This window comes from Paraburkholderia unamae, assembly GCF_003268775.1.
Taxonomy (GTDB): domain Bacteria; phylum Pseudomonadota; class Gammaproteobacteria; order Burkholderiales; family Burkholderiaceae; genus Paraburkholderia; species Paraburkholderia unamae.
The window spans coordinates 263,319-283,578 of sequence record NZ_QLSU01000008.1; the positions used below are offsets into that span (position 1 = coordinate 263,319).

The window sequence follows — 20,260 nt, forward strand, 5'->3', positions numbered from 1 at the left end:
CGACCCGGCCTCGCGCCGGATCGCGCTTGCAGCGTTAATTGCCTGCGCTCGCCTGTGCACCCTGCACGACGGCGGGGGCCATCGCCGGTTCCTGCGGCAGCGCCCATTCGAGCCAGCGGGCGCGATGCAGCACGACAAGCCCGAATGCGACGGCGGCAATGGCGCCGAAGGTGGCGAAACCCATCTGGTAGCTGCCCGTGCTTTCCTTGGCGATACCCATGATGACCGGCAGATAGAAGCCGCCAATGCCGCCCGCCGCGCCGATGATGCCCGACATGAGGCCCGTGCGGCCCTGCCAGCGGCGCGGCACGAGCTGGAACGTCGCGCCGTTGCCCAGGCCGAAGCACACATACGTGAACGCGAGCAGCGCGACACCGGCCGCGAACGGCGGCATCCACAGCGCGAACGCGAAGTCGCACACGGAAATCGCGGCGAGCAGCAGCACGAGTGCACGCACGCCCGAAATGCGGTCGGCGATCAGGCCGCCCAGCGGGCGCACCATCGCGCCGGTCAGCGCCAGCAGCGACATCACCACGCCCGCTTCGAGCTTCGGCACCTGGTAGAGCGAAATGAGCAGCGTCGAGATATACGAGGACATGCCGACGAAGCCGCCGAACGTAATGCTGTACACGAGCATCACGACCCACGTGTCGCCTTGCGTGAGCACGGCGCGATAGTGACGCGGCAACACGGCGATGGCGAGCAGCGCGCCGAGCACCGGCAGGATCAGCACGCCGGTCTTGCCCGCGCCGAACACGCCGGCATGCACGGCCAGCACGAGCGCGATGAGGCCGGCGAGCGTGATGAAGAACGAGCGCAATGCCTGCGCCGCGCTACCCGACTTCTGGCCGAGATCGCGTGCCCAGAAGGCCACGGCTGTTGCGGCGAGCGCGAGCAGCGGCAGCGCCGCACCCGTGGCGCGCGCCCAGCCGAAGTGGGCGGCAAGGCCGGGAAAGAGGAAGCCGTCGAGCACCGCGCCGATATTGCCGGCCGCGGCGAGACCGAGCACGAGTCCCTGCACCTTGGGCGGATAATTGCTGCCCGCCATCGGCAGCGCCACGGCAAAGCTCGCGCCGCCCACGCCCAGCAGCACGCCGAGCACGAGCAACGTCGTATAGGACGGCGTGCCGGGCATGAGCAGCAGCACGGCGGCGGGAATGGCGGAGAGCGCGATGCCGAGCAGCGCGACGCGGCGGCCGTCGTAAGCCTGGTACAGGTTGCCGAGCGTCACGCGCAGGATGGCCGCACCGAGCACCGGCACCGCGACGAGCAGGCCCAGTTCGGCCGGCGTCATCTTGATGTCCTTCTGGATGAACGGCGCGAGCGGGCCGAACATCACCCAGACCGTGAAGCCGGTGTCGAAGTACAGGAAGCACGCTATCAGCGCGCGCCAGTTACCGCTCTTGAGCGAACTTGCCAGGTCTTTCACGAGGTTCTCCCCAGTAATGGATCTCAACCCGCAGCGCGGGCATGCATCCGTTGAATTCGGATTCCGAAATTACGCTCGGGCGCAATGGAATTTGTCTCGCGCTTGCCCACGACGCCTTGCACGAGGCGGTCCATCTCGCCGATCACGTCGGCCAGCTCGGCCGTGATGACGGCGAACTCGCGGCCGAACTGCCCGGCGCGCGCCGCGGCCACCCGCGCATTGAGCGCGACGATGTTCGCGCGCAGCGAAATGGTGGCAAGCTCGTCGACAATGCCCGCCTGGCGTTTCGCGGCCGCGGCTTCCACGCCGCGCATTTCGTCCTGATAGGCCTGCGTGAGCACTTGCAGCAGTTCGAGCAACGGCGTGGCTTCGGCCGTGAGCCGCGCGAGCGCGGCTTCGCGCGCCGCGTCGTCGTGCCGCGAGCGTTCGAGACCATCGAGCGCGTGCGCGGCGAGCTTCATGAAGGCGCGAATGCGTTCGTCGGCCTTGCGCGCGCCGAAATACAGCTCGCGCAGCGCGGGCGAGAACACACCGGGAAAGTGGTCGTCGCCTTCCACGATGCGTGCGTGCGAGGCCGCGAACGTCGCGAGGCATTCGCGTGCGATGGCAATCGCAGCAACGGCGGCGGGGTCGCCGCGCGAGCCGAGCAACGCGTGCAGGACAATGCGCTGCGAGAGCATGCGCTGGCGCCCGGCCAGATTGATGAGCTCGCCGACGATTTCCCCAGAGACGCTGTGTGTCGTTTCCCGCATGATCATCTTTAGTAGTGCAAATGGACCTGTCAGTGACTCGCCTGGCTCGATGGGTCTCACAGGGCAAAAAAAAACGTCCCGAAGCGCACCCGCCAGGCACGCTTGTGCCGTGGGGTGTTGCTTCGGGACGCCGTTGCCCCGCCTGACCTGATCGTTCCCGCACGCCGCGGGACATTGCAATTCGTTGGAGCCGTCATTGGCCCCGCAGCTTAATAAGCAATAGGCATGCCATCTCGTGGCCTGGGTCACGCACGACGCCGCGAAGCCCCGCTGGCGCGGGTTTGCACAAAGCGGCCCCGTTTAAGCAGCCGCGCCGCCACCGCCGCGCACGCGAGCGGCGCGCCACCATTCATGTGCCTGCGGTGTTTGCTGCTGGTGCACTGCAACGTAGCCTCGCACCAACGCCGGGCGTGTGCGCGCTAAGATGAAAGCGTCGACTGGAAGCCGCGCCTCGCGCGCGAGTTTGCGTGGTCGCGCACGCGGCGTCGGCTCGGGAGGTGCATCATGAAACCAACCGATATCGCCCTCGTGGGCGCATGCGTGGCCGTCGCCATCGGCGGTCTGCTGGTCTCGTCCGCGGTGGCCGGCGCGAATGAAGCGTCGATCGCCATTGTCTCGGGCACGTATGGCGGCAATTGCGGCGCACCGCGCGGCAACGCCACGCACGACCTCGCGCAACACTGCGACGGTCTGCGCACATGCAGCTATCCGCTCTCGGTCATCGCCGCGCAATCGGGCGGGTGTCGCAACGACTATCTCGCCGAGTGGCGCTGTGGCAGCCACGATTTTCACAATGCAGCGCTTAGCGCCGGCAGTACCGGCGACCACCTCGTATTGAGTTGCGAGCCGTCGAGCGGACCCGGCCATTGAACCAGCAAGCGTGAGCGTCGAATAAAAATCATTCGCGCGGCCGCGTCTTAAGCAGCCAATTAGCGCGATTGCTCGCTGTGCAAATGCGGGCGGCACGTTTATTGCCGCTTTTTCCCGCTTGATCTAGACTCAGATCAGCGTGCGTATAGCGGTGCCTGAAGAGATGCAACAAGGTGATTGCGAACATCATGGGGTCGTGTTCGCAAGAGGGATGGAGCCTGCGGAAACAACGCATGTCGGCGGACAGTTTCTCGTACTACCTGGGTTCTGGCGACGGCGTCGCCAGATGGCGAGAGAAGCCACGGATGGCTCGACACGAGCACCGCGGCGTGCCTGGTTTGCCGTCGGGGATCCCTCGCGGCAACCTGCGAGGAGACCAACAATGCTGCTGCCCACGAGTCAAACGCCAAAGGCGCAATCGCGGGACTTGCTCGATGTCCTGATTCGCGCCGCGCTCATTGCCGTGCTGGCAATGTTCTGTTTCCGCATCTTCGCGCCGTTCCTCGACCTCATGGTCTGGGCCGTGATCCTCGCAGTCACGCTCTATCCACTGCAAGTCCGCTTGCGGCGCACCTTCGGCAACAAGGACGGCCTGATCTCCACGCTCATCATTCTCGTAGCGTTCGGCGTGATTCTCGCGCCCACCTACCTGCTCGGCGTGGCCGTGGCCGATTCGATCGAACATGCGATGAGCGTCGCGAAGAGCGGCACCTTCCACATTCCGCCGCCCGCCGATTCGATAACCGGCTGGCCGGTCATCGGGCAGCGCGTGTACGACTTCTGGTTGCAGGCCTCGACCGATCTCACCGGGCTGGTGCAGCGGTTCGCGCCGCAACTGAAGGCCGCCGGGCTCGGGCTGCTCGGCACCGTCACCGGTCTGGGCGCGGCGCTGCTGGTGTTCTTCGTTTCGCTCATCGTGGCCGGCATTCTCATGGCATACGGCGAGAAAGGCCACGGCAGCGCGGTGCAAATCGCCTCTCGCATCTCGGGTCCGGAAAACGGCGCGCAGATCGCCGAGCTTTGCACGTCCACCATTCGCGCCGTGGCGCAGGGCGTGGTCGGCATCGCCTTTATCCAGATGCTGCTGATCGGCATCGGGTTCATCGTGATGGGCATACCGGGCGCGGGGCTGCTCGCGCTCGCGGTGCTGCTGATCGGCATCATGCAGTTGCCCGCCACGCTCATCACCGTGCCCGTCATCATCTTCGTGATCATGACGCAAGGCGTGAGCACCGCCACCATCGTGTTCTCGGTCTACGAGTTCGTGGCCGGGCTCGCCGACAACGTGCTCAAGCCCATGCTGCTCGGCCGCGGCGTCGCGGTGCCCATGCCCGTGGTGCTGATCGGCGCGCTGGGCGGCATGGTCACGGGCGGCGTGATCGGCCTCTTCATCGGCCCGGTGATGCTGGCCGTCGGCTATCAGTTGTTCTGGCGCTGGGTGCGGGACCAGCCTCAAGCGGAACGCGCACGGGAAGAGCAAAAGGCTTGAAGCGGAGGAACCACCCTGTGTTCCTCCGCCAGCACCCTTACTGGCTGCCGCTTGGCGCCTGCTGCCTGAGCGCGTGCATGCGCGTGGGGCCCGACTTCCAGCCGCAGCATGAAAGCTGGAGCGAGCACTGGACCAGCGCGTCGATCGAGCAGGTCACGACGCCCGGGGCGCAACCCGACGTGCGGCAATGGTGGCAAATTTTCAGCGATGAAAACCTCGACCAGTTGATGGCCGCCGCCGACGCAAACAACGGCGATCTGAAGATCGCGGGACTGCGGGTTATCGAGGCGCGCGCGCAACTCGGCATCGCGCTCGCGGGCCGCTACCCGCAGGTGCAGCAGGCCAACGCCGATGTGCTCTACTCGGCGCGCAAGCGCTCCGATGGTTTCAACACGCGTTCGGGCGCGTACTTCCAGTACGGCCTCGGCATGAGCGTTGGCTGGGAGCTCGACTTCTGGGGACGCTTCGCGCGCGCGATCGAGTCGGCCGACGCATCGTTCTTCGCCGCGCAAGCCAACCGGGAAGACGCGCTGGTGCTCGTGCACGCGCAGGTTGCCGATACCTATTACACGTTGCGCACGACCGAGGCGCGCCTTGGCATCGCGCGCGAGAACGCGCAACTGCAAAAGCGCAGCTACGAGATCACGCAAAAACTCTTCAAGAGCGGCGAGACCGACGAGCTCGACCTCCAGCAGGCGAAAACGCAGTATCTCGGCACGCTGAGCAGCATCCCCGTATTCGAAAGCCAGATCGCGCTGGCGCGCCACGCGCTTTGCATTCTGCTCGGCCGCCCGCCCGGCCCGCTGCCCGAACTCGACGCGCAGCCCGGCAAGACGGCCGTGGTGCCGCTCATAAAGCGCGCCGTGCTCGACGACGTGCCGGCCGATCTGCTGCTGCGGCGCCCCGACGTGCGCGCGGCCGAACAGCAGATGGCCGCGCAGTCCCCGCTCATCGGCGTGGCGAAGGCGGACCTGTACCCCTCCATTTCGCTGGTGGGCTCGCTCGTGTGGAGCGCCAGTTCGCTCGCCGGCTCGCCCAACACGCTTGCCGTGATGGCCGGCCCGAGCATCACATGGAACCTGTTCGATCACGGCAAGATCACGAACAACGTGCGCGTGCAGGACGCGCGCTTGCAGCAGGCAATCGTCGCCTACCAGGAAACCGTGCGCGAGGCGGCGCGCGAAGCCGACGACGCCGCCACGGCGCTGATCGCGGCGCTCCAGCGCGACACCATCCTGCACGACGCGGAGGGCGCGGCGCGGCGCTCGCTCACGCTCGCCAACACGATCTACCGCGAAGGCTATTCGGATTTTCAGCGCGTGCTCGATGCGCAACGCGCGCTCTCCGCGCAGCAGGACGCCTACGTCGTCAATCGCGGCAACGCCGTGAGCAGCCTCATTGCGCTTTATAAAGCCGTGGGCGGCGGCTGGTATTCGGAGGCGCCGCTCGTCGACCCCGCCATGCGCGCGCAGATGCAGCATCGCACCGACTGGGGCGACCTGCTCGACGAACCCACTGCGGACCCGGTCACCCCAGTCGCCCATACACAGCCTGAGCAGCAAACCCAGCCAGAAGGGCCCACACGATGAGCGAATCGACCGGACCCGCCTCCGCCGCGCCACCGCCTGCGACGCCAACGCCGCCCGCGTCCGACCCATCGGGCCGCGCGCTCAAGTGGGTGGTGGGCCTGATCGCCGTGAGCCTGATCTGGTATCTGCTCGCCGATCGCTTCACGCCCTATACGCAGCAGGCGCGCGTTCAGGCCTACGTCGTGCCCGTGGCCGCCGAAGTCTCGGGTCGCGTGACGCGCGTGCTCGTGCACAACAATCAGGATGTCAAAGCGGGCGACGTGCTGTTCGAGGTCGACAACGAGCAATACCGCATTGCCGCCGACCGCGCGCGCGCCGATCTCGAATCCACGCGCCGCCAGATCGGGGCGAGCACGGCCGGCATCGATTCCGCGCAGGCCTCCTTGCGCGCGGCGCTCGCCAACGAGGTCAAGGCGCGCCAGGACAGCGATCGGCTCGAACGGCTCTATCGCGAGGACGAGGGCACCGTCTCGCTGCGGCGTCTCGAAGTGGCACGCGCCACGCACGAGCAGGCCCAAAGCCAGGTGGAAGCCGCCCGCGCCGAAGTGGAGCGCGCGCGCGAGCAGCAAGGCGGCGACGAAGCCGAGAACGCGCAGTTGCGCAGCGCGGCGGCCGCACTGGAGAAGGCCCGGCTCGACTTCGCCAATACGCGCATCCGGGCGCGCTCGGCGGGCGTCATCACCGACCTGCGCACCGAGGTCGGCCAGTTCGCGGCGGCGGGCAATCCGGTCATGACGCTGATTGCGATTCATGACGTCTGGATCAGCGCGGACATGACCGAAAACAATCTGGGCCATTTGCAGCCGGGCACGCCCGTGGCCATCGCGCTCGACGCGCTGCCCGGCGAAGTGTTCGAAGGGCGCGTGCGCAGCATCGGCTATGGCGTGAGCGTGGGCCAGAGCACCCCGCCGGGCACCCTGCCCACGGTTCAGAACAGCCGCGACTGGCTGCGCCCGGCGCAGCGCTTTCCCGTGATCGTCGAGTTCGCCCCGGACGAGCGCGCGCGGCTGCGCAACATGCGCGTGGGCGGCCAGGCCGAGGTGATGGCCTTTCCCAGTCAGGGCAACCCGCTCAATCCGCTCGGACGCGTGTTCCTGCGCGCGATGAGCTGGATCTCCTTCCTCTACTGAACGGCGCCCATGCCAACGAGCCTCTCGCGTCCCGGCCAGCGTGCGCTGCGCGTCGCCACCGGCACGGCGCTCGCGCTCGCCGTCAGCTTCGCGCTCGATCTGCCGATCCCCGTGATCGCGCCCGTGTTCACCGTCTTTCTGCTGGCCACCCAAACCCGGCCGCTTTCGCTCAAGGCGGCGCTCGCGCTGGCCGTCGTCACGGCGGCCACCACGGGCAGCGGCCTGCTGCTCGTTCCCCTGCTCCGCTACTACCCCTTTGCGGGCGTGCTGCTGGTGGGCCTCGGCCTCTTCCTCGCCTTTCGCCACGGGCTGCGCGGCGGCAACAACCTCGTGGCGACGTTCCTCGCGGCAGGCCTCACGATGATTTCGGCGGCAGGCGTGGCCGACCTGCAACTGGCCGCGACCGTGGTGGGCGCACTGGTGAAAGGCTTGCTGCTCGCGGTGCTCGTTTGCACGGCGAGCCACGCCTTGTTTCCCGAGCCCGCGGGCGCGCCCTCGCCGCCCGCCGCGCGCGCCATGTCGCGCGACGAGGCGGCGCGCGTGGCATTGCAGGCCGCGCTCGTGGTCATGCCCGCCTGGCTGCTCGCGATGAGCGACCCCGCCAGCTATATGCCGATCATCATGAAGTCCGTGAGCCTCGGCCGCCAAAGCTGCACGACCTCGGCGCGCGGCGCGGTGCGCGAACTGCTCGGCTCCACTGCGCTCGGCGGGCTCCTCGCCATCGCGTTCTGGTTTGCGCTCAAGCTCTTCGTCAATGTGTGGATGTTCTATCTGTGGATGCTGCTGTTCGGCCTGCTGGCCGGGCGCAAGCTCTATCGCCTGAGCCCCACGCGCTATTCGCCCGGCTTCTGGCTGAACAGCCTCGTGACGATGATCATTCTGCTTGGCCAGTCCGTGCAGGACAGCGTGGCGGGCAAGGACGTCTATCAGGCATTTGCGGTGCGCATGGGCCTCTTTTTCGCCGTTACGATCTATGCCTCGCTCATGCTTCAGATCTTCGAGCGGCGTGCCCCACGCGGCAAAGCGGCTCCCGAAAGGAACACGTTATGAAAAACGTGCACGAAGCTTCACGCCATGCGCACCATCGGAACTAGCGGCATGGCGAAATCGTATGGACTCCCATCCATTTTCCGGCGACTCTGCGTGGTCTTGCTCGTCGCGCTGCCGCCCTTGCAATTGCATGCGCAGGGCTTGCCCGATCAACTGTCCAGTCGCACAGTGGTAGGCGGCAACATCAAGCAGCATGCGGACGCCGTGCTATCCATCATGACCTACACCACGGTTCCCGACGTGACCACCAGTTCGCTTTCGATCAACAACGGCACCACCGGCAATCCGGGCTTCGGTCAGTCGCAACTGGGAGGCGGCTTCACGCTCAGCCGCTCCTTTCCCCTGTATATGGAAGGCACGATTGCCTATAGCCGCTACGATCCGACGTTCGTCGCGACCGACGGCGCCGAGCAGCGCGCCTTGCCGACGCGGTGGAACACCTTCAGCGGCACGGTCGGCATCGGCTGGGACTTTCCCATCACCAATGAACTCGTGTTTCGCCCCATTCTGAACGGCACGATCGGGCGGGTTTCGAGCGATCTGCGGATCGGCCAGACGCTTATCAATCACATCACCGACAGCAATCTCCAGTTTCTCAACAACGGCTATCTCGACGCGTACGGCTATGGCGGCTCGCTGATGCTCGATTTCGAGCACTACCGCGAAAACTACGAAATCGACGCGGAACTGCGCGCGACCGACATCTACCTGCGCAGCTTCGGCGGATCGTCGGACGCCGTGCAGGGATCGGCCATGGCGCAGCAACTGAGCCTGTGGACGCGCTGGCGCGCGCCGACCGGCTGGCATGCGCTCGACAAGCCGGTGCGCTACGTGCTGGAATTCGCCTACTCGCACTATTTCGGCGACAGTGCAGGCGTGCTGGGCTTTAACGATCTGACCTCGCTCGGCGTGGGGCTCGAACTGGACAGCAGCCAGTATCCGATCATCATCACCCGCACGCGCGCGATGGTGCGCTATGTTTTCGGGCACAACGTGCACGGCGTGTCGTTCGGTCTTGCGGTGAGCTTTTAGGAAGCCAGACGATTTTCGGTGCGATCGAGGAGAACAGCGATGACTTCACGGGGTAAGCGGCAACGCCGCATGGCAACCGGTCCCGTTACGCGGCGCGTGGTGCTCGCAGGCGTTTGCGCCTGCTTGCTGCCGCTCGCCGGATGTCCCTACTATGCGGTGCCCGCGGGCACCGTCGTCATGACACCCGCCAGCTACGACCGCTCCTTCTCGGCCGCCGCGGGCGCCATGCGCGACGAGGGTCTCGCGCTCACGGTCCAGGACCCCGGCACCGGCACGATCGCGGGAACGATCGATGGCGGCACCGTGACGGCGAACGTGCACCAGCAAAGCGACGGCAGCGTGATCGTGCAGTTCAATAGCGCCGATGCGCGCGACCCCACGCTCATGCAACGCATTTCGCGCAGCTACGACCGGCGCATGGGGCGCTAGGGCTGGCAGCGCGGGCTACTGCTCGACGTTCTGCACGGTGAAGAGTCGTCCGAACTGCGGCAGTTCGTCCTTCACGCCGCACAGGCGCAAGGCGTGCCACGCCATCGCGTGATTGCTGGACGTCACCGGCTTGCCCAACTCGCGCTCGATGGCGGCGACCTGGTCGGCGAGGCGCACGGACGTGCACGAGACGAACACCGCGTCCACGTCGTCGTGGCGGCCGAGTTCGAGCACCGCGTTGCGCACCGATTGAGCGTCGATGCGCGCGACCTCGTTGTCGTCCGAGTGTTCGAACGAGCCCATTCGTACGATGTTCATGCCACGGGCGCTCAGGTAATCCTTCATGGACTCCGTGATCTCGCGCAGATACGGCGTCAGAAGCGCGACGCGCCGCGCGCCCAGCGAATTCAGCGCGACCCTCGCGGCGGTAATGGGCGTGGTGCACGCAGCGTTGGGCCGGGCCTCCCTGATACGCTCCATCACATGGCCTTCGCCGAGCACCATGGAAGCCGACGTGCAGCCGAACGCGACGACGTCGAGCCGCTCGCCGGGCCGGATCAGGGCGACACCCGGCGCGATCAGCCGATCCATTTCCCGCAGCGTTGCCGGTGTGATTTCCGCGGAGTTGAGGATCCGGCTCTCATAGAAGCCAACCCCCTCGACGGCGAGCAGCTTGCGCCACTCGTATTCGATCGTGTGGTCGGTCGCGAGGACGACGAGACCAATTGCGGCGCGATGCGAAATCCCGTCATCGAGGGTGAAGTCGAGCTTCACATAGCGCTGCGCAGCTTCAACGGTTTCCATACTGTGCCCTTCAACGTTGTCGGTTCGTGCTGCCACCGGATTGAAATGCGCCTGGCCAGCGCATCGCTCATGCCCTACCCGTCAAACCGCGGCGATTACCCCGATTTCGACGGTGTATTGCGGGAACGCCAGCTTCGACTCCACGCAGGCGCGCGCCGGCGCATCGCCCTCGGGCACCCATGCGTCCCACACCTCGTTCATCTCGTTGAACGTCTGGTAGTCGGCAAGCCAGATGCTCGCAGAGAGAATTTTCGTCTTGTCCGAGCCGACTTGCTGCAACAGGGTGTCGATCTTCTTGAGGATTTGCCCGGTCTGCCCCTTCACGTCCTCGCTCGGGTCGGCGGCGACCTGCCCCGCAAGAAACACAAAACCACCGTAGACAACGGCCTGGCTCATTCGCTTGCCACTCTCGTAGCGCTTGATCTGCATGGATTCCTCTATCAGGTCAGGTGAAAGTGTCCTAAGGCTAACTCATGTCACACACAATTGTCGACACTTTTATCGACAGATACGGATAGAATCCGAGTCAGCGATAGCGCCCATTGCGTTCTTTTTTTATTCGGAATATACATTTGTGTAGACACTTTGCGAGCGAGGGTCGGGAGACCGCGGCCCTCGGCGCCTGACGCGAAGTCATTCCACGTTTGAGACTGAGGGCATCATGAAGGTAATCGTGCTTGGCGGCGGCGTAGTGGGCGTGACGACCGCGTATCAACTGCAAAAGGATGGCCATGACGTGACGGTCGTCGACCGGCAACCCGTGGTCGCCGGCGAAACCAGTTGGGGAAACGCGGGCATGGTTGCGCCGGGACACTCGTTCGTCTGGTCCTCGCCGAAAGCGCCGATGGTGCTGCTCAAGTCACTGGTGCTCAAAGACCAGGCGCTGCGTTTCAAGTTTTCGGCCGACCCTAGGCTGTATAGCTGGTCGTGGCTTTTCCTGATGGAATGCACGGCGGAGAAAGCCAGGCGCAACACGCTGCTCAAGCATCGGCTCGCCGCCTATTCGCAGTCGGTGCTGCAAGATGTCATCGCGACGGAATCGCTCAGCTACGATCGCAACGACCGGGGCATCCTCTATTTCCATCGCAGTCAGGAAGCGTTGGAGCGCGGCGTCGCGCAAATGAAACTGCTGGAATCGGACGGACAACTCATCAAGGTGTTGAGCCGGGACGAGGTGGTCGCAGTCGACCCTTCGCTGGCCACCGCGAAAGACGAGATTGCCGGCGCAATCTACTGCCCGACGGACGAAACCGGGGACCCGGCGAAATTCACGCGGGGCCTGGCCGACATCATCGTTTCCCGAGGCGCGACGATTCTGACCGATACGACGATTCAGGGGATTGAAGTGGCGGGCGGGAAAATCAGCGCCGTGCGCACCGATAAAGGCAGCTTGACGGGCGATGCGTATGTGCTCGCGCTTGGCAGTTATAGCCCGATCGTCGCGCGGCAGATCGGCATCCACTTGCCGATCTATCCGGTGAAGGGCTATTCGCTCACCATCCCGATCGAAAGCCATGTCCAGCCGCCCAACGTCGCCGTGGTCGACGAGCACAACCTGGTCGCCATCTCCCGGTTCGGCGACAGGATCCGCGTCACCGCCACCGCCGAATTCGCCGGATACAACACGACGCACCAGCCATCGGACTTCGCGTTCATGAAACGCGTCACGCAAGAGCTTTATCCGGACGGCGGCAACTACGACCGCGCGGAAATGTGGGCCGGCCTGCGTCCGATGACGCCCAATAATCTGCCGTGCTTCGGCAAGCGGAAATACGCCAACCTGTTCCTGAACACGGGCCACGGCCACATCGGCTGGACCATGTCGCACGGCTCGGCTCGCATTACCGCGGACCTCATCGCGGGGCGTGCGCCGGAAATTCCGATGGATGGCCTGACGTCATGACGCCGGGCCGCCAATCTGCTTTCCGTGCCGGCGGCCAGGAGGCGGGAAATGAATGAGACACGACATCACTGGCTCAAGATTTCGAAAGAGGTCGCGGCGGACTATCCCGTTCTATCTGGAGAGCTAACGACTGATTACGTCGTGATTGGCGGCGGCTTGTCGGGGCTGAATGCGGCCATCGAACTGATTCGCCTGGGCGCTTCCGTAGTCGTGCTCGAACAGGATCGTATCGGGCAAGCCGCCTCGGGCCGAAACAATGGTCAGGTGATTCCCCACCACTCCAAGGCAAGCCCGCGCGAAATGGAGCAGTGGCTCGGCGCGGCACGCGGCGAACGCTACAACGGTCTGGTCGCCTCCGCTCCGGCGAGGCTGTTCGAATTGATCGACCACTACGATATTCGCTGTGATTCGGTACGTAATGGCTGGATGCAGGCCTGCCATTCCAGACAGGCGCTCGACCGGGGGCGCACCTTCTATCAGCAATGGAAGGCCTTCGGTGCCCGCGTGGAATGGCTCGACCGCGACGCGCTGGCCGCACGCATGGGAAGCGCGATGTATCCGGGTGGCTGGAAGGCCCTCCACGCCGGTCATCTCAATCCATACGCCTTGTGCTGCGGGCTTGCGCGCGGCGCGGTCAGCGACGGAGTGCGGCTGTATGAAAACTCTCCCGCGACGGCCATTGTTCGCGACGGGAGCCGATGGCGCGTCCGCACGCCCGCCGGTGACGTTTCGGCGAAGGGCGTACTCGTCATGACCAACGCGCTGACCGGCGACTTCTGGCCGGGCTTGCGGCGCGCCCTCATCCCCGTGCGGATCTATCAGGTCGCGACCGAGCCGTTGAACGAAGCGCAGCGGCGCACCGTCCTGCCCGGAAACGAAGGCGTTTCCGACACGCGCAAAGACCTGTTCGCCTGCCGCTACGATAGCGAAGGCAGACTGGAAGCGATCGGCGCCCACACCCTATGGCACGACGCCGCAGCCAGGGGGCAAGCTGCTGTGATGGCGAAATTTCGCGCCGTCTTCCCGCAGCTAGCCGGGCTCGAATCCGCTGAATACTGGGAAGGCACCCTGGCTGCGGTGCCCGACCGCATACCGCGACTGATGCGGCTCGCGCCGAACCTGCTCTTTGCGGGCGTGTACTCGGGGCGCGGCGTCGCCATGAGCACGGTCTGGGGCCCGTGCGCCGCGCGCCTGCTGGCAGGCGCGGCAACCGAAGCCGACATGCCCGTGCCCGTGACGCCGCTCCGGCAAATCCACAGCCACGGCGTCGCCGTGCGTATGGCCGGCCTCATTCATCCCTGGCATCGCTTGACGGACAAGGTCGAGGCGGCATTTGCCGGACGCTGACCTCACCGTCGATCAGGGGACCGGCGCATCAGGACCGCGAGGCTGCTGGCCACAGCGGCTGTTGTAGAATACAGCGTTGCCGACACTTTCCAACCGGCGCATTTCCTCGACCCCGAAGCCGGGAGCGGCAAGTCCCCAGCAAGAAACACGGTGCCATGCGCACCAGGAAGGAAACAGACAATGGCAGGCTACAACTCGCTCCTGCGCGAATCCAGGCCGCGTGTACGCGAAACCAACGCACCGAAGCGCGCCGGGCTCACCGTCAACGACCTGTACGAGCAATTGAAAGAGATGGCGGTGCTCTACACGATACGCCCCGGCGAGCGGGTGAACGAACTGGAGCTTGCCGCGAAGTTCGACGTCAGCCGCACGCCGTTGCGCGAGGCGCTCAACCGCCTCGTCGCCGAAAGCCTGCTGACCTTCGTTCCGAACCGGGGGTTCTTTATCCGCGAGCTGAATCGTCAGGACATTTTCGACCTGTTCGAACTTCGGCGCAGTATCGAGGCATCGGCCGTGCAACTCGCGGTCGAGCGCGCCGACATCAAGGACATCCGGGCTTTGCGCAAGTTCTGGAAGGACGTGATGAAGAACAAGGCCGCGCAAGCGCCCGCCACGCAACTCGTTGCGCGCGACGAAGAGTTTCACGTGCGCCTCGTCGCCCTTTCCGGCAATAACGAAATGGTGCGCGCGCTGTATGGCATCAACGCCCGCATTCATTTCGTGCGCTGGGTCGACCTCGAACAGCGCGGCCACGACGCGTTCTCGGAACACCTCGACATTCTCGACGCGATTGAAGCGCGTGACGCCAAGCGCTGCCGCGAACTCACGGAAACGCATATCACCTGGCGCATGGAAGAAATCGCCAAGGTCGTCGATGCTGGCGTCGTGAAACTCTATTCGCAGTAAGCGCGGCGGCGCCTGTCACCGCGCTGGCATTCAGAGCGAACTGACGAGGTGACCGCCATCGACCGTCACGACCGAGCCGGTCATGAACGAGGACGCGCCGGAGGCGAGCAGCAGCAGCGGCCCGTCAAGCTCGCTCAGCGCACCAAGCCTGCGTTGCGGAATGCGCTTGACCAGTTGGGCACCCGCCTCGGTTTCGAAGAAGTCCCGATTCAGGTCCGTTTCAAAATAGCCTGGCGCGATGGCGTTCACGCGAATCCGATATCGCGCGAGTTCGAGCGCCAGCGCCTTGGTCATCTGAATCACGCCCGCCTTGCAGACGGCATACGCCGTGACCTGCTGGGCCACCCTCAGCCCGAGTATCGACGCGATGTTGACCACGCTTCCCGGCGCATCGGCGTCCCTCAGGCTCGCGGCGAACGCGCGCGTCATTCTCCACACGCCGTTGAGATTGACATCGATGGTCTGGTTCCACGACTCGTCGGTGGTGGCAAGCGCGGGCGAATGGTGGGCTACGCCCGCGTTGTTCACGAGCACCACGGGCTGGCCGAGTTTCCCGGCGACCGCCTCGATACATCGTGCGACCGAATTCGCTTCGGTGACATCCAGCTCGAAAGCGTGCGCCGTATGGCCCTCATCCGAAAGTGACTGGGCCAGCGTCTGACCGAGAGCCAGACGCCGCCCGCACATGGCCACCCGGCAGCCCTGCGCTGCGAGCGTCTTCGAAAAATGAAGGCCCAGCCCGCTGAATGCGCCCGTGACCAGCACGGTCTTGTCTGCCAGCTCGAAGTTGAACGTCATGCAGGTTCTCCAGACTTTGCGTGATTCAAGCGACCTGCTTGAGTTCGATCACGTGCGATTTCGACAATTGAGCGACGGCATTCGTCCACTCGGCATCGACGGATTTGAAATTGCGCTCCTTGACGTGCCCGTATCCACGCACTTTCTCCACGATGCTCGCCGCACGCAACGCAGCCTGATAATTGCGCGCAGTGCCGTGACGGAGAATTTCATCGACGGTTTGCTCGTAGCGAGCGATGAGCCCGCGCTCCATGCGGCGCTCGGCCGTATAGCCGAACACGTCGAATGCGCTCCCCCGCAGCCCTTTCATTTTCGCGAGTACGCGGAACACCGGCAAAATCCAGGCGCCGAATTCCCTCTTGCGTGGTTCGCCGCTCAACGCATCCTTGCGCGCGAAAAGCGGCGGCGCGAGATTGAAGGCAATACGGAATTCGCCCTCGAACTGCTGCTTGATGCTTTCGACGAACTCCGGCGAGGAATGAAGCCTGGCAACCTCGTACTCGTCCTTGTAGGCGAGGACCTTGAAATAGCCGCTCGCCACGGCGCGCGTGACACGCTCCTCGCGCGGCATGACCGCACGCTCCCAGTCGCGCACCCGGCTAACGAGCTTGCGCAAACGCTCGCCATACGCCGCATTCTGATAGCCGGTCAAGAACTTGACTTTGCGCTCGATGAATTCGTCGAGCGACGACGAGATACGCTGCGACTCGCTCACGGGCTTCGCCGCAACGAGGGCTCGCTCAGCCGAAGCGGGCGACTGCGCCACACGGCGTCCCCACAGAAAGGCGTCCCGGTTCATCTTGACGCCCGCGCCATTGAGTTCGATGGCGGTGTGGATCGCCTCGGCACCGATCGGAATGAGGCCACGCTGCCAGGCATAGCCGAGCATGAACATATTGCCCGCAATCGTGTCGCCGAAAATGCTGAGGGCGTATTTCGTTGCGTCGACAAATTCGACGCACTCGCTGCCGACTGCATCCGCAATGCCCTTGCGCAGTTCCGCAGCAGGGAACTGGAGGTCGGGGTGGCGCGCGAATTCGCCCGTCATGACCTCATGCGTATTCACGAGCATACGCGTGGCGCCCTTGCGCGTCGCGGCGAGCGTCTTGCGGCTCGCGGCCACGACCATGTCGCAGCCGAGCACCGCATCGGCGCCGCCGGCGGCAATGCGAATGGCCTTGATCGCCGCCGGATTCTTGCCGAATCGCAGATGCGACCATACCGAGCCGCCTTTCTGCGCCAGCCCCGCCATATCGAGAATGCCGCACCCCTTGCCTTCGAGATGCGCGGCCATGCCGAGAATCGCGCCGATGGTCACCACGCCGGTGCCGCCCACACCCGTCACAATGATGGAGTACACCCCGTGCTCGACCGACGGCAGTTCAGGCTCGACCAGCGCCGGGAACAGGTCGACGTTCGGTTTCACGGCGGGCGCCTTGCGCGGGCTCCCGCCATGCACCGTCACGAAGCTCGGACAAAAGCCGTTGTTGCACGAATAGTCCTTGTTGCATGACGACTGGTCGATGGCGCGCTTGCGGCCGTGCTCCGTTTCGAGCGGAACGAGCGACACGCAGTTGGATTTCACGCCGCAGTCGCCGCAGCCCTCGCAAACGAGATCGTTGATGACGAGCCGTTTCGCCGGGTCGGGAAACTGCTTGCGCTTGCGCCGCCGGCGCTTTTCCGCCGCACAGGTCTGGTCGTACACGAGCACGGTCACGCCCGGAATGTCGCGCAGTTCCTCCTGGACCTTTTGCAGCTCGGAGCGGTGATGAATGGTCACGCCCTGCGCCCACCCGGCGTCGGCCGGATATTTCGACGGGTCGTCCGACACGACGGCAATGCGGCCCACGCCCTCGGCACGCACCTGCGTCGTGATGGTCATCGGACTAAGCTGGCCGTCGTGCCGCTGCCCGCCGGTCATCGCCACCGCGTCGTTGTACAGAATCTTGAACGTGATGTTGGTCCTCGCCGCAATCGCCGCGCGAACCGCAAGCAATCCTGAATGAAAATAAGTGCCGTCGCCCATGTTCTGGAACATGTGCGCGCGCGTGGAGAACGGCGCCTCGCCCACCCACGCCATGCCTTCCGCGCCCATCTGCGTATAGCCCAGCGTGTTGCGCTCCATCGTTTGCGCCATCCAGCTACAGCCGATTCCCGCGTAGGCCTTGCTGCCTTCGGGAATCACTGTCGACGAGTTGTGCGGGCAGCCGCTGCAAAAGTAGAAGCTGCGCAGCATGGCTTCGGGCGCGAACTCGACCTGGCTCAATGCGGTGAGAAACTCGACGCGTTCCGCGAGGCTTTTGTCGCACGCGTGTTGCGTCAGACGCTCGCCCAATGCAATGGCGATCTGAAGCGAGCTCAACGACATTTCGACCGGAAAAAGCTTCTTGCCGTGCTCGTCGTGCTTGCCGATCACGACCGGCGCATGCGGTTGCCGATAGAGAATGTCCTTGATCTGGGACTCCAGCAGGCTGCGCTTTTCTTCGATCACCATGAGCAGGTCCAGCCCGGCCGCGAACGCCGCAACGCCCTGCGGTTCGAGCGGCCAGGTGCATGCGACCTTGTAGATGGCGACGCCCATCGCTTCCAGATCCGCTTCGGTGACATTCAGGTCATCGATCGCTTGCAGGAGGTCCAGATAGCTCTTGCCGTGCGTGACGATGCCGATACGCGCGCCGGGCTTGCCGAGCGTCACCCGGTCGAGGCCGTTGGCGCGCACGAAGGCGCGAACGGCATCGAGCTTGTAGTTGTGCAGACGGAATTCCTGCTCCTGAGGCGTGTCGGGCAGACGCAGGTTCAGCCCGCCGGGCGGCATATCCACGCCAGTGGGAATGCGCGGGGAGACGCGGTCGAGTTCGACATCGATCGCGGCGGAAGCGTCGGCGGTATCTTTCACGCACTTGAGACCGACCCAGCACCCCGAGTACCGCGACATGGCCCAACCGTACAGGCCGTAGTCGAGAATTTCCTGCACGCCGCTCGGGCTCAGGATGGGTATCGACGCATCGACCAAGGCGAATTCCGACTGATGGCAGGTCGTGGACGACTCGCACGTGTGGTCGTCGCCCATCAACAGCAACACGCCGCCGTGCTTCGCACTCCCTGCGAGATTGGCGTGGCGGAATGCGTCGCCGCTGCGGTCGACACCGGGGCCTTTTCCGTACCAGATGGAAAAGACGCCGTCGTACTTGCCGTCCCCGGCCGCCTCCGCCTGTTGCGTGCCCCAGACCGCCGTCGCAGCGAGATCCTCGTTGACGCCGGGCACGAAAACCACGTTGGCTTCGCCGAGAAATTTTTTGGCTTTGCCGAGTTCGGCGTCGTAGGTGCCCAGCGGCGAGCCACGATAGCCGGAGACGTAGCCAGCGGTGTTCAAACCGTTGGCCTTGTCCCGTCGATGCTGCATGAGCGGCAGGCGAACCAGTGCCTGCACGCCGGTCAGGAAGATACGCCCGCTGTCGAGCGTGTATTTGTCATCAAGCGTCACAGTCCGCAAATTCACGGTCATTCCTTCGAGGCAGTGGGTTCAGCCGCTTGCGTCTTCCAGTTCCACATCTCGCTGCCGGTTTCGAGCAGCGAGCGCGCAACGACCATCTTGTGAACTTCGGAGGCGCCGTCAACGAGGCGCGCCTGCCGTGCGTAGCGATACATCCATTCGAGCCGGGTGTCCTTTGAATAGCCTTTGGCGCCATGCAACTGAATGGCCGTATCGACGACCTGATGCAATGTTTCGGACGCCGCAATTTTCGCCATCGAGATTTCGGCGCGCGCGAAGTCGCCCGTGTCCAGACAGCACGCCGCGCGCATCGTCAGCAGGCGTGCGACGTCGAGCTTCATGGCCGCTTCGCCCAACATCCATTGCACGCCTTCACGCGCCGCAAGCAGGTCGCCGCCCGCTTTGCGCGTGTTCACGTGCGCCACGGCCAGTTCCAGCGCGCGACGCGCCATGCCGTTCCACCGCATGCAGTGCGTAAGGCGAGCCGTGCCAAGGCGTATTTGCGTCGCCTTCAACCCATCGCCCACTTCCATGAGGCGATGCGCGTCGGGAATCTCCAGACCGTCGAATTCGATTTCGCAATGTCCGCCGTGCTCCTCCGGTCCCATGATCGGAATGCGGCGAATGATGCGCCAGCCCGGCGTGTTCGCGTGAAAGAGAAAAGCGGTGAGACCCTTTCTCGCGTCGGCCGAGGTGCGCGCGATAAGGATGAAATGCGTCGCGGCCGCGGCGCCCGTGATAAACCACTTGCGGCCGTGAATGATCCACTTGTCGCCCGCGCGCTCGGCGCGAGTCAGCATCATCGACGGGTCGGAGCCCGCTCCCGGCGCAGGCTCGGTCATCGCGAACGCCGAACGCACCTTTCCGTCGATGATGGGTTGCAGCCACTGGTCCTTCTGGTCCGGTGTCGCCACCTTGTTCAGCAGGATCATGTTGCCGTCATCGGGCGCCGCCGAGTTGAAGACGACCGGACCGAAGATGGAGCGATTCATCTCTTCGTAGCACACGGCCATCTGCGCAACGGACAGACCGCCGCCGGCGCGCTCGCGCGGCATCTGGAGCGACCACAGGCCGCGCTCGCGCGCCTGCGCACGCAGTTCGCCGAGCAAGCCTTCGGCGACGTTTTCATGCTCGTCGTAAGACGCCGCGCTGGACTCCAGCGGCAACAGCACGTCGTCAACGAAGGTTCGAATCCGGTCGCGCAACGCGCGCGTCTTGCTGTCAATCGAGAAGTCCATT

At 64.8% G+C, this 20,260-nt stretch carries 17 protein-coding genes; 10 read left to right on the forward strand and 7 right to left on the reverse strand.

From position 1 onward, the window contains the following. Window positions 1-34 precede the first annotated feature (34 nt). Together C7401_RS15830 and C7401_RS15835 are read right to left on the reverse strand one after the other, a co-directional pair. Window positions 35-1,429, reverse strand: a complete 1,395-nt coding sequence (locus C7401_RS15830) for an MFS transporter (protein WP_112172329.1) — start codon at window positions 1,427-1,429, stop codon at window positions 35-37. Between the two features lie 23 nt (window positions 1,430-1,452). Continuing rightward, entirely contained in the window at window positions 1,453-2,181 is a 729-nt protein-coding gene (locus C7401_RS15835) for a type IV pili methyl-accepting chemotaxis transducer N-terminal domain-containing protein (protein ID WP_244314873.1), read from the reverse strand. 504 nt (window positions 2,182-2,685) lie between these two features. On the opposite strand from C7401_RS15835, the gene C7401_RS15840 reads away from it, so the two are divergent. The 7 genes from C7401_RS15840 to C7401_RS15870 all read left to right on the forward strand — a co-directional run bounded on the left by C7401_RS15840 (window position 2,686) and on the right by C7401_RS15870 (window position 9,770). Beyond that, the gene (locus tag C7401_RS15840) at window positions 2,686-3,051 is read left to right on the forward strand and encodes a hypothetical protein (RefSeq protein WP_112172331.1); all 366 of its coding nucleotides are present in this window, start codon (window positions 2,686-2,688) and stop codon (window positions 3,049-3,051) included. Window positions 3,052-3,433: 382 nt separating this feature from the next. Further along, complete coding sequence (locus tag C7401_RS15845; RefSeq protein WP_112172332.1) at window positions 3,434-4,540, forward strand: AI-2E family transporter; 1,107 nt, start codon at window positions 3,434-3,436, stop codon at window positions 4,538-4,540. Between the two features lie 17 nt (window positions 4,541-4,557). Beyond that, complete coding sequence (locus tag C7401_RS15850) at window positions 4,558-6,129, forward strand: TolC family protein (RefSeq protein WP_258397083.1); 1,572 nt, start codon at window positions 4,558-4,560, stop codon at window positions 6,127-6,129. Continuing rightward, window positions 6,126-7,259, forward strand: coding sequence for an HlyD family secretion protein (locus C7401_RS15855; RefSeq protein WP_112172333.1), 1,134 nt, complete (start codon window positions 6,126-6,128; stop codon window positions 7,257-7,259). The genes C7401_RS15850 and C7401_RS15855 overlap by 4 nt, the downstream gene beginning before the upstream one ends. Before the next feature lie 9 nt (window positions 7,260-7,268). After that, window positions 7,269-8,309 (forward strand): DUF2955 domain-containing protein, encoded by a 1,041-nt coding sequence (locus C7401_RS15860; protein WP_112172334.1) that lies wholly within the window; start codon window positions 7,269-7,271, stop codon window positions 8,307-8,309. Window positions 8,310-8,357: 48 nt separating this feature from the next. After that, window positions 8,358-9,341, forward strand: a complete 984-nt coding sequence (locus tag C7401_RS15865; protein ID WP_258397084.1) for a hypothetical protein — start codon at window positions 8,358-8,360, stop codon at window positions 9,339-9,341. A 39-nt stretch (window positions 9,342-9,380) separates the two neighbouring features. Next, the gene (locus C7401_RS15870) at window positions 9,381-9,770 is read left to right on the forward strand and encodes a hypothetical protein (protein ID WP_224044309.1); all 390 of its coding nucleotides are present in this window, start codon (window positions 9,381-9,383) and stop codon (window positions 9,768-9,770) included. Window positions 9,771-9,785: 15 nt separating this feature from the next. Here the strand turns inward: C7401_RS15870 and C7401_RS15875 are convergent, their stop codons facing one another. Continuing rightward, a complete protein-coding gene (locus C7401_RS15875; protein ID WP_112172336.1) occupies window positions 9,786-10,574 on the reverse strand; it encodes a maleate cis-trans isomerase family protein in 789 nt (262 codons plus the stop codon). An 81-nt stretch (window positions 10,575-10,655) separates the two neighbouring features. Further along, entirely contained in the window at window positions 10,656-11,003 is a 348-nt protein-coding gene (locus C7401_RS15880; protein ID WP_112172337.1) for a RidA family protein, read from the reverse strand. 232 nt (window positions 11,004-11,235) lie between these two features. On the opposite strand from C7401_RS15880, the gene C7401_RS15885 reads away from it, so the two are divergent. From C7401_RS15885 to C7401_RS15895, 3 genes are all read left to right on the forward strand, one after another. Continuing rightward, a complete protein-coding gene (locus tag C7401_RS15885) occupies window positions 11,236-12,477 on the forward strand; it encodes a D-amino acid dehydrogenase (protein WP_112172338.1) in 1,242 nt (413 codons plus the stop codon). Between the two features lie 48 nt (window positions 12,478-12,525). Continuing rightward, window positions 12,526-13,824, forward strand: a complete 1,299-nt coding sequence (locus C7401_RS15890) for an NAD(P)/FAD-dependent oxidoreductase (RefSeq protein WP_112172339.1) — start codon at window positions 12,526-12,528, stop codon at window positions 13,822-13,824. Between the two features lie 180 nt (window positions 13,825-14,004). Continuing rightward, on the forward strand, window positions 14,005-14,730 hold the full coding sequence (locus C7401_RS15895; RefSeq protein WP_112172340.1) for a GntR family transcriptional regulator: 726 nt from the start codon (window positions 14,005-14,007) through the stop codon (window positions 14,728-14,730). A 30-nt stretch (window positions 14,731-14,760) separates the two neighbouring features. Here the strand turns inward: C7401_RS15895 and C7401_RS15900 are convergent, their stop codons facing one another. The 3 genes from C7401_RS15900 to C7401_RS15910 are packed head-to-tail and all read right to left on the reverse strand — an operon-like array spanning window position 14,761 to window position 20,259. After that, a complete protein-coding gene (locus C7401_RS15900) occupies window positions 14,761-15,528 on the reverse strand; it encodes an SDR family NAD(P)-dependent oxidoreductase (protein ID WP_112172341.1) in 768 nt (255 codons plus the stop codon). A 25-nt stretch (window positions 15,529-15,553) separates the two neighbouring features. Beyond that, window positions 15,554-19,033, reverse strand: a complete 3,480-nt coding sequence (locus C7401_RS15905) for an indolepyruvate ferredoxin oxidoreductase family protein (protein ID WP_112172342.1) — start codon at window positions 19,031-19,033, stop codon at window positions 15,554-15,556. Beyond that, a complete protein-coding gene (locus tag C7401_RS15910) occupies window positions 19,030-20,259 on the reverse strand; it encodes an acyl-CoA dehydrogenase family protein (RefSeq protein ID WP_112172343.1) in 1,230 nt (409 codons plus the stop codon). The genes C7401_RS15905 and C7401_RS15910 overlap by 4 nt, the downstream gene beginning before the upstream one ends. Between the last annotated feature and the right edge of the window lies 1 nt (window position 20,260).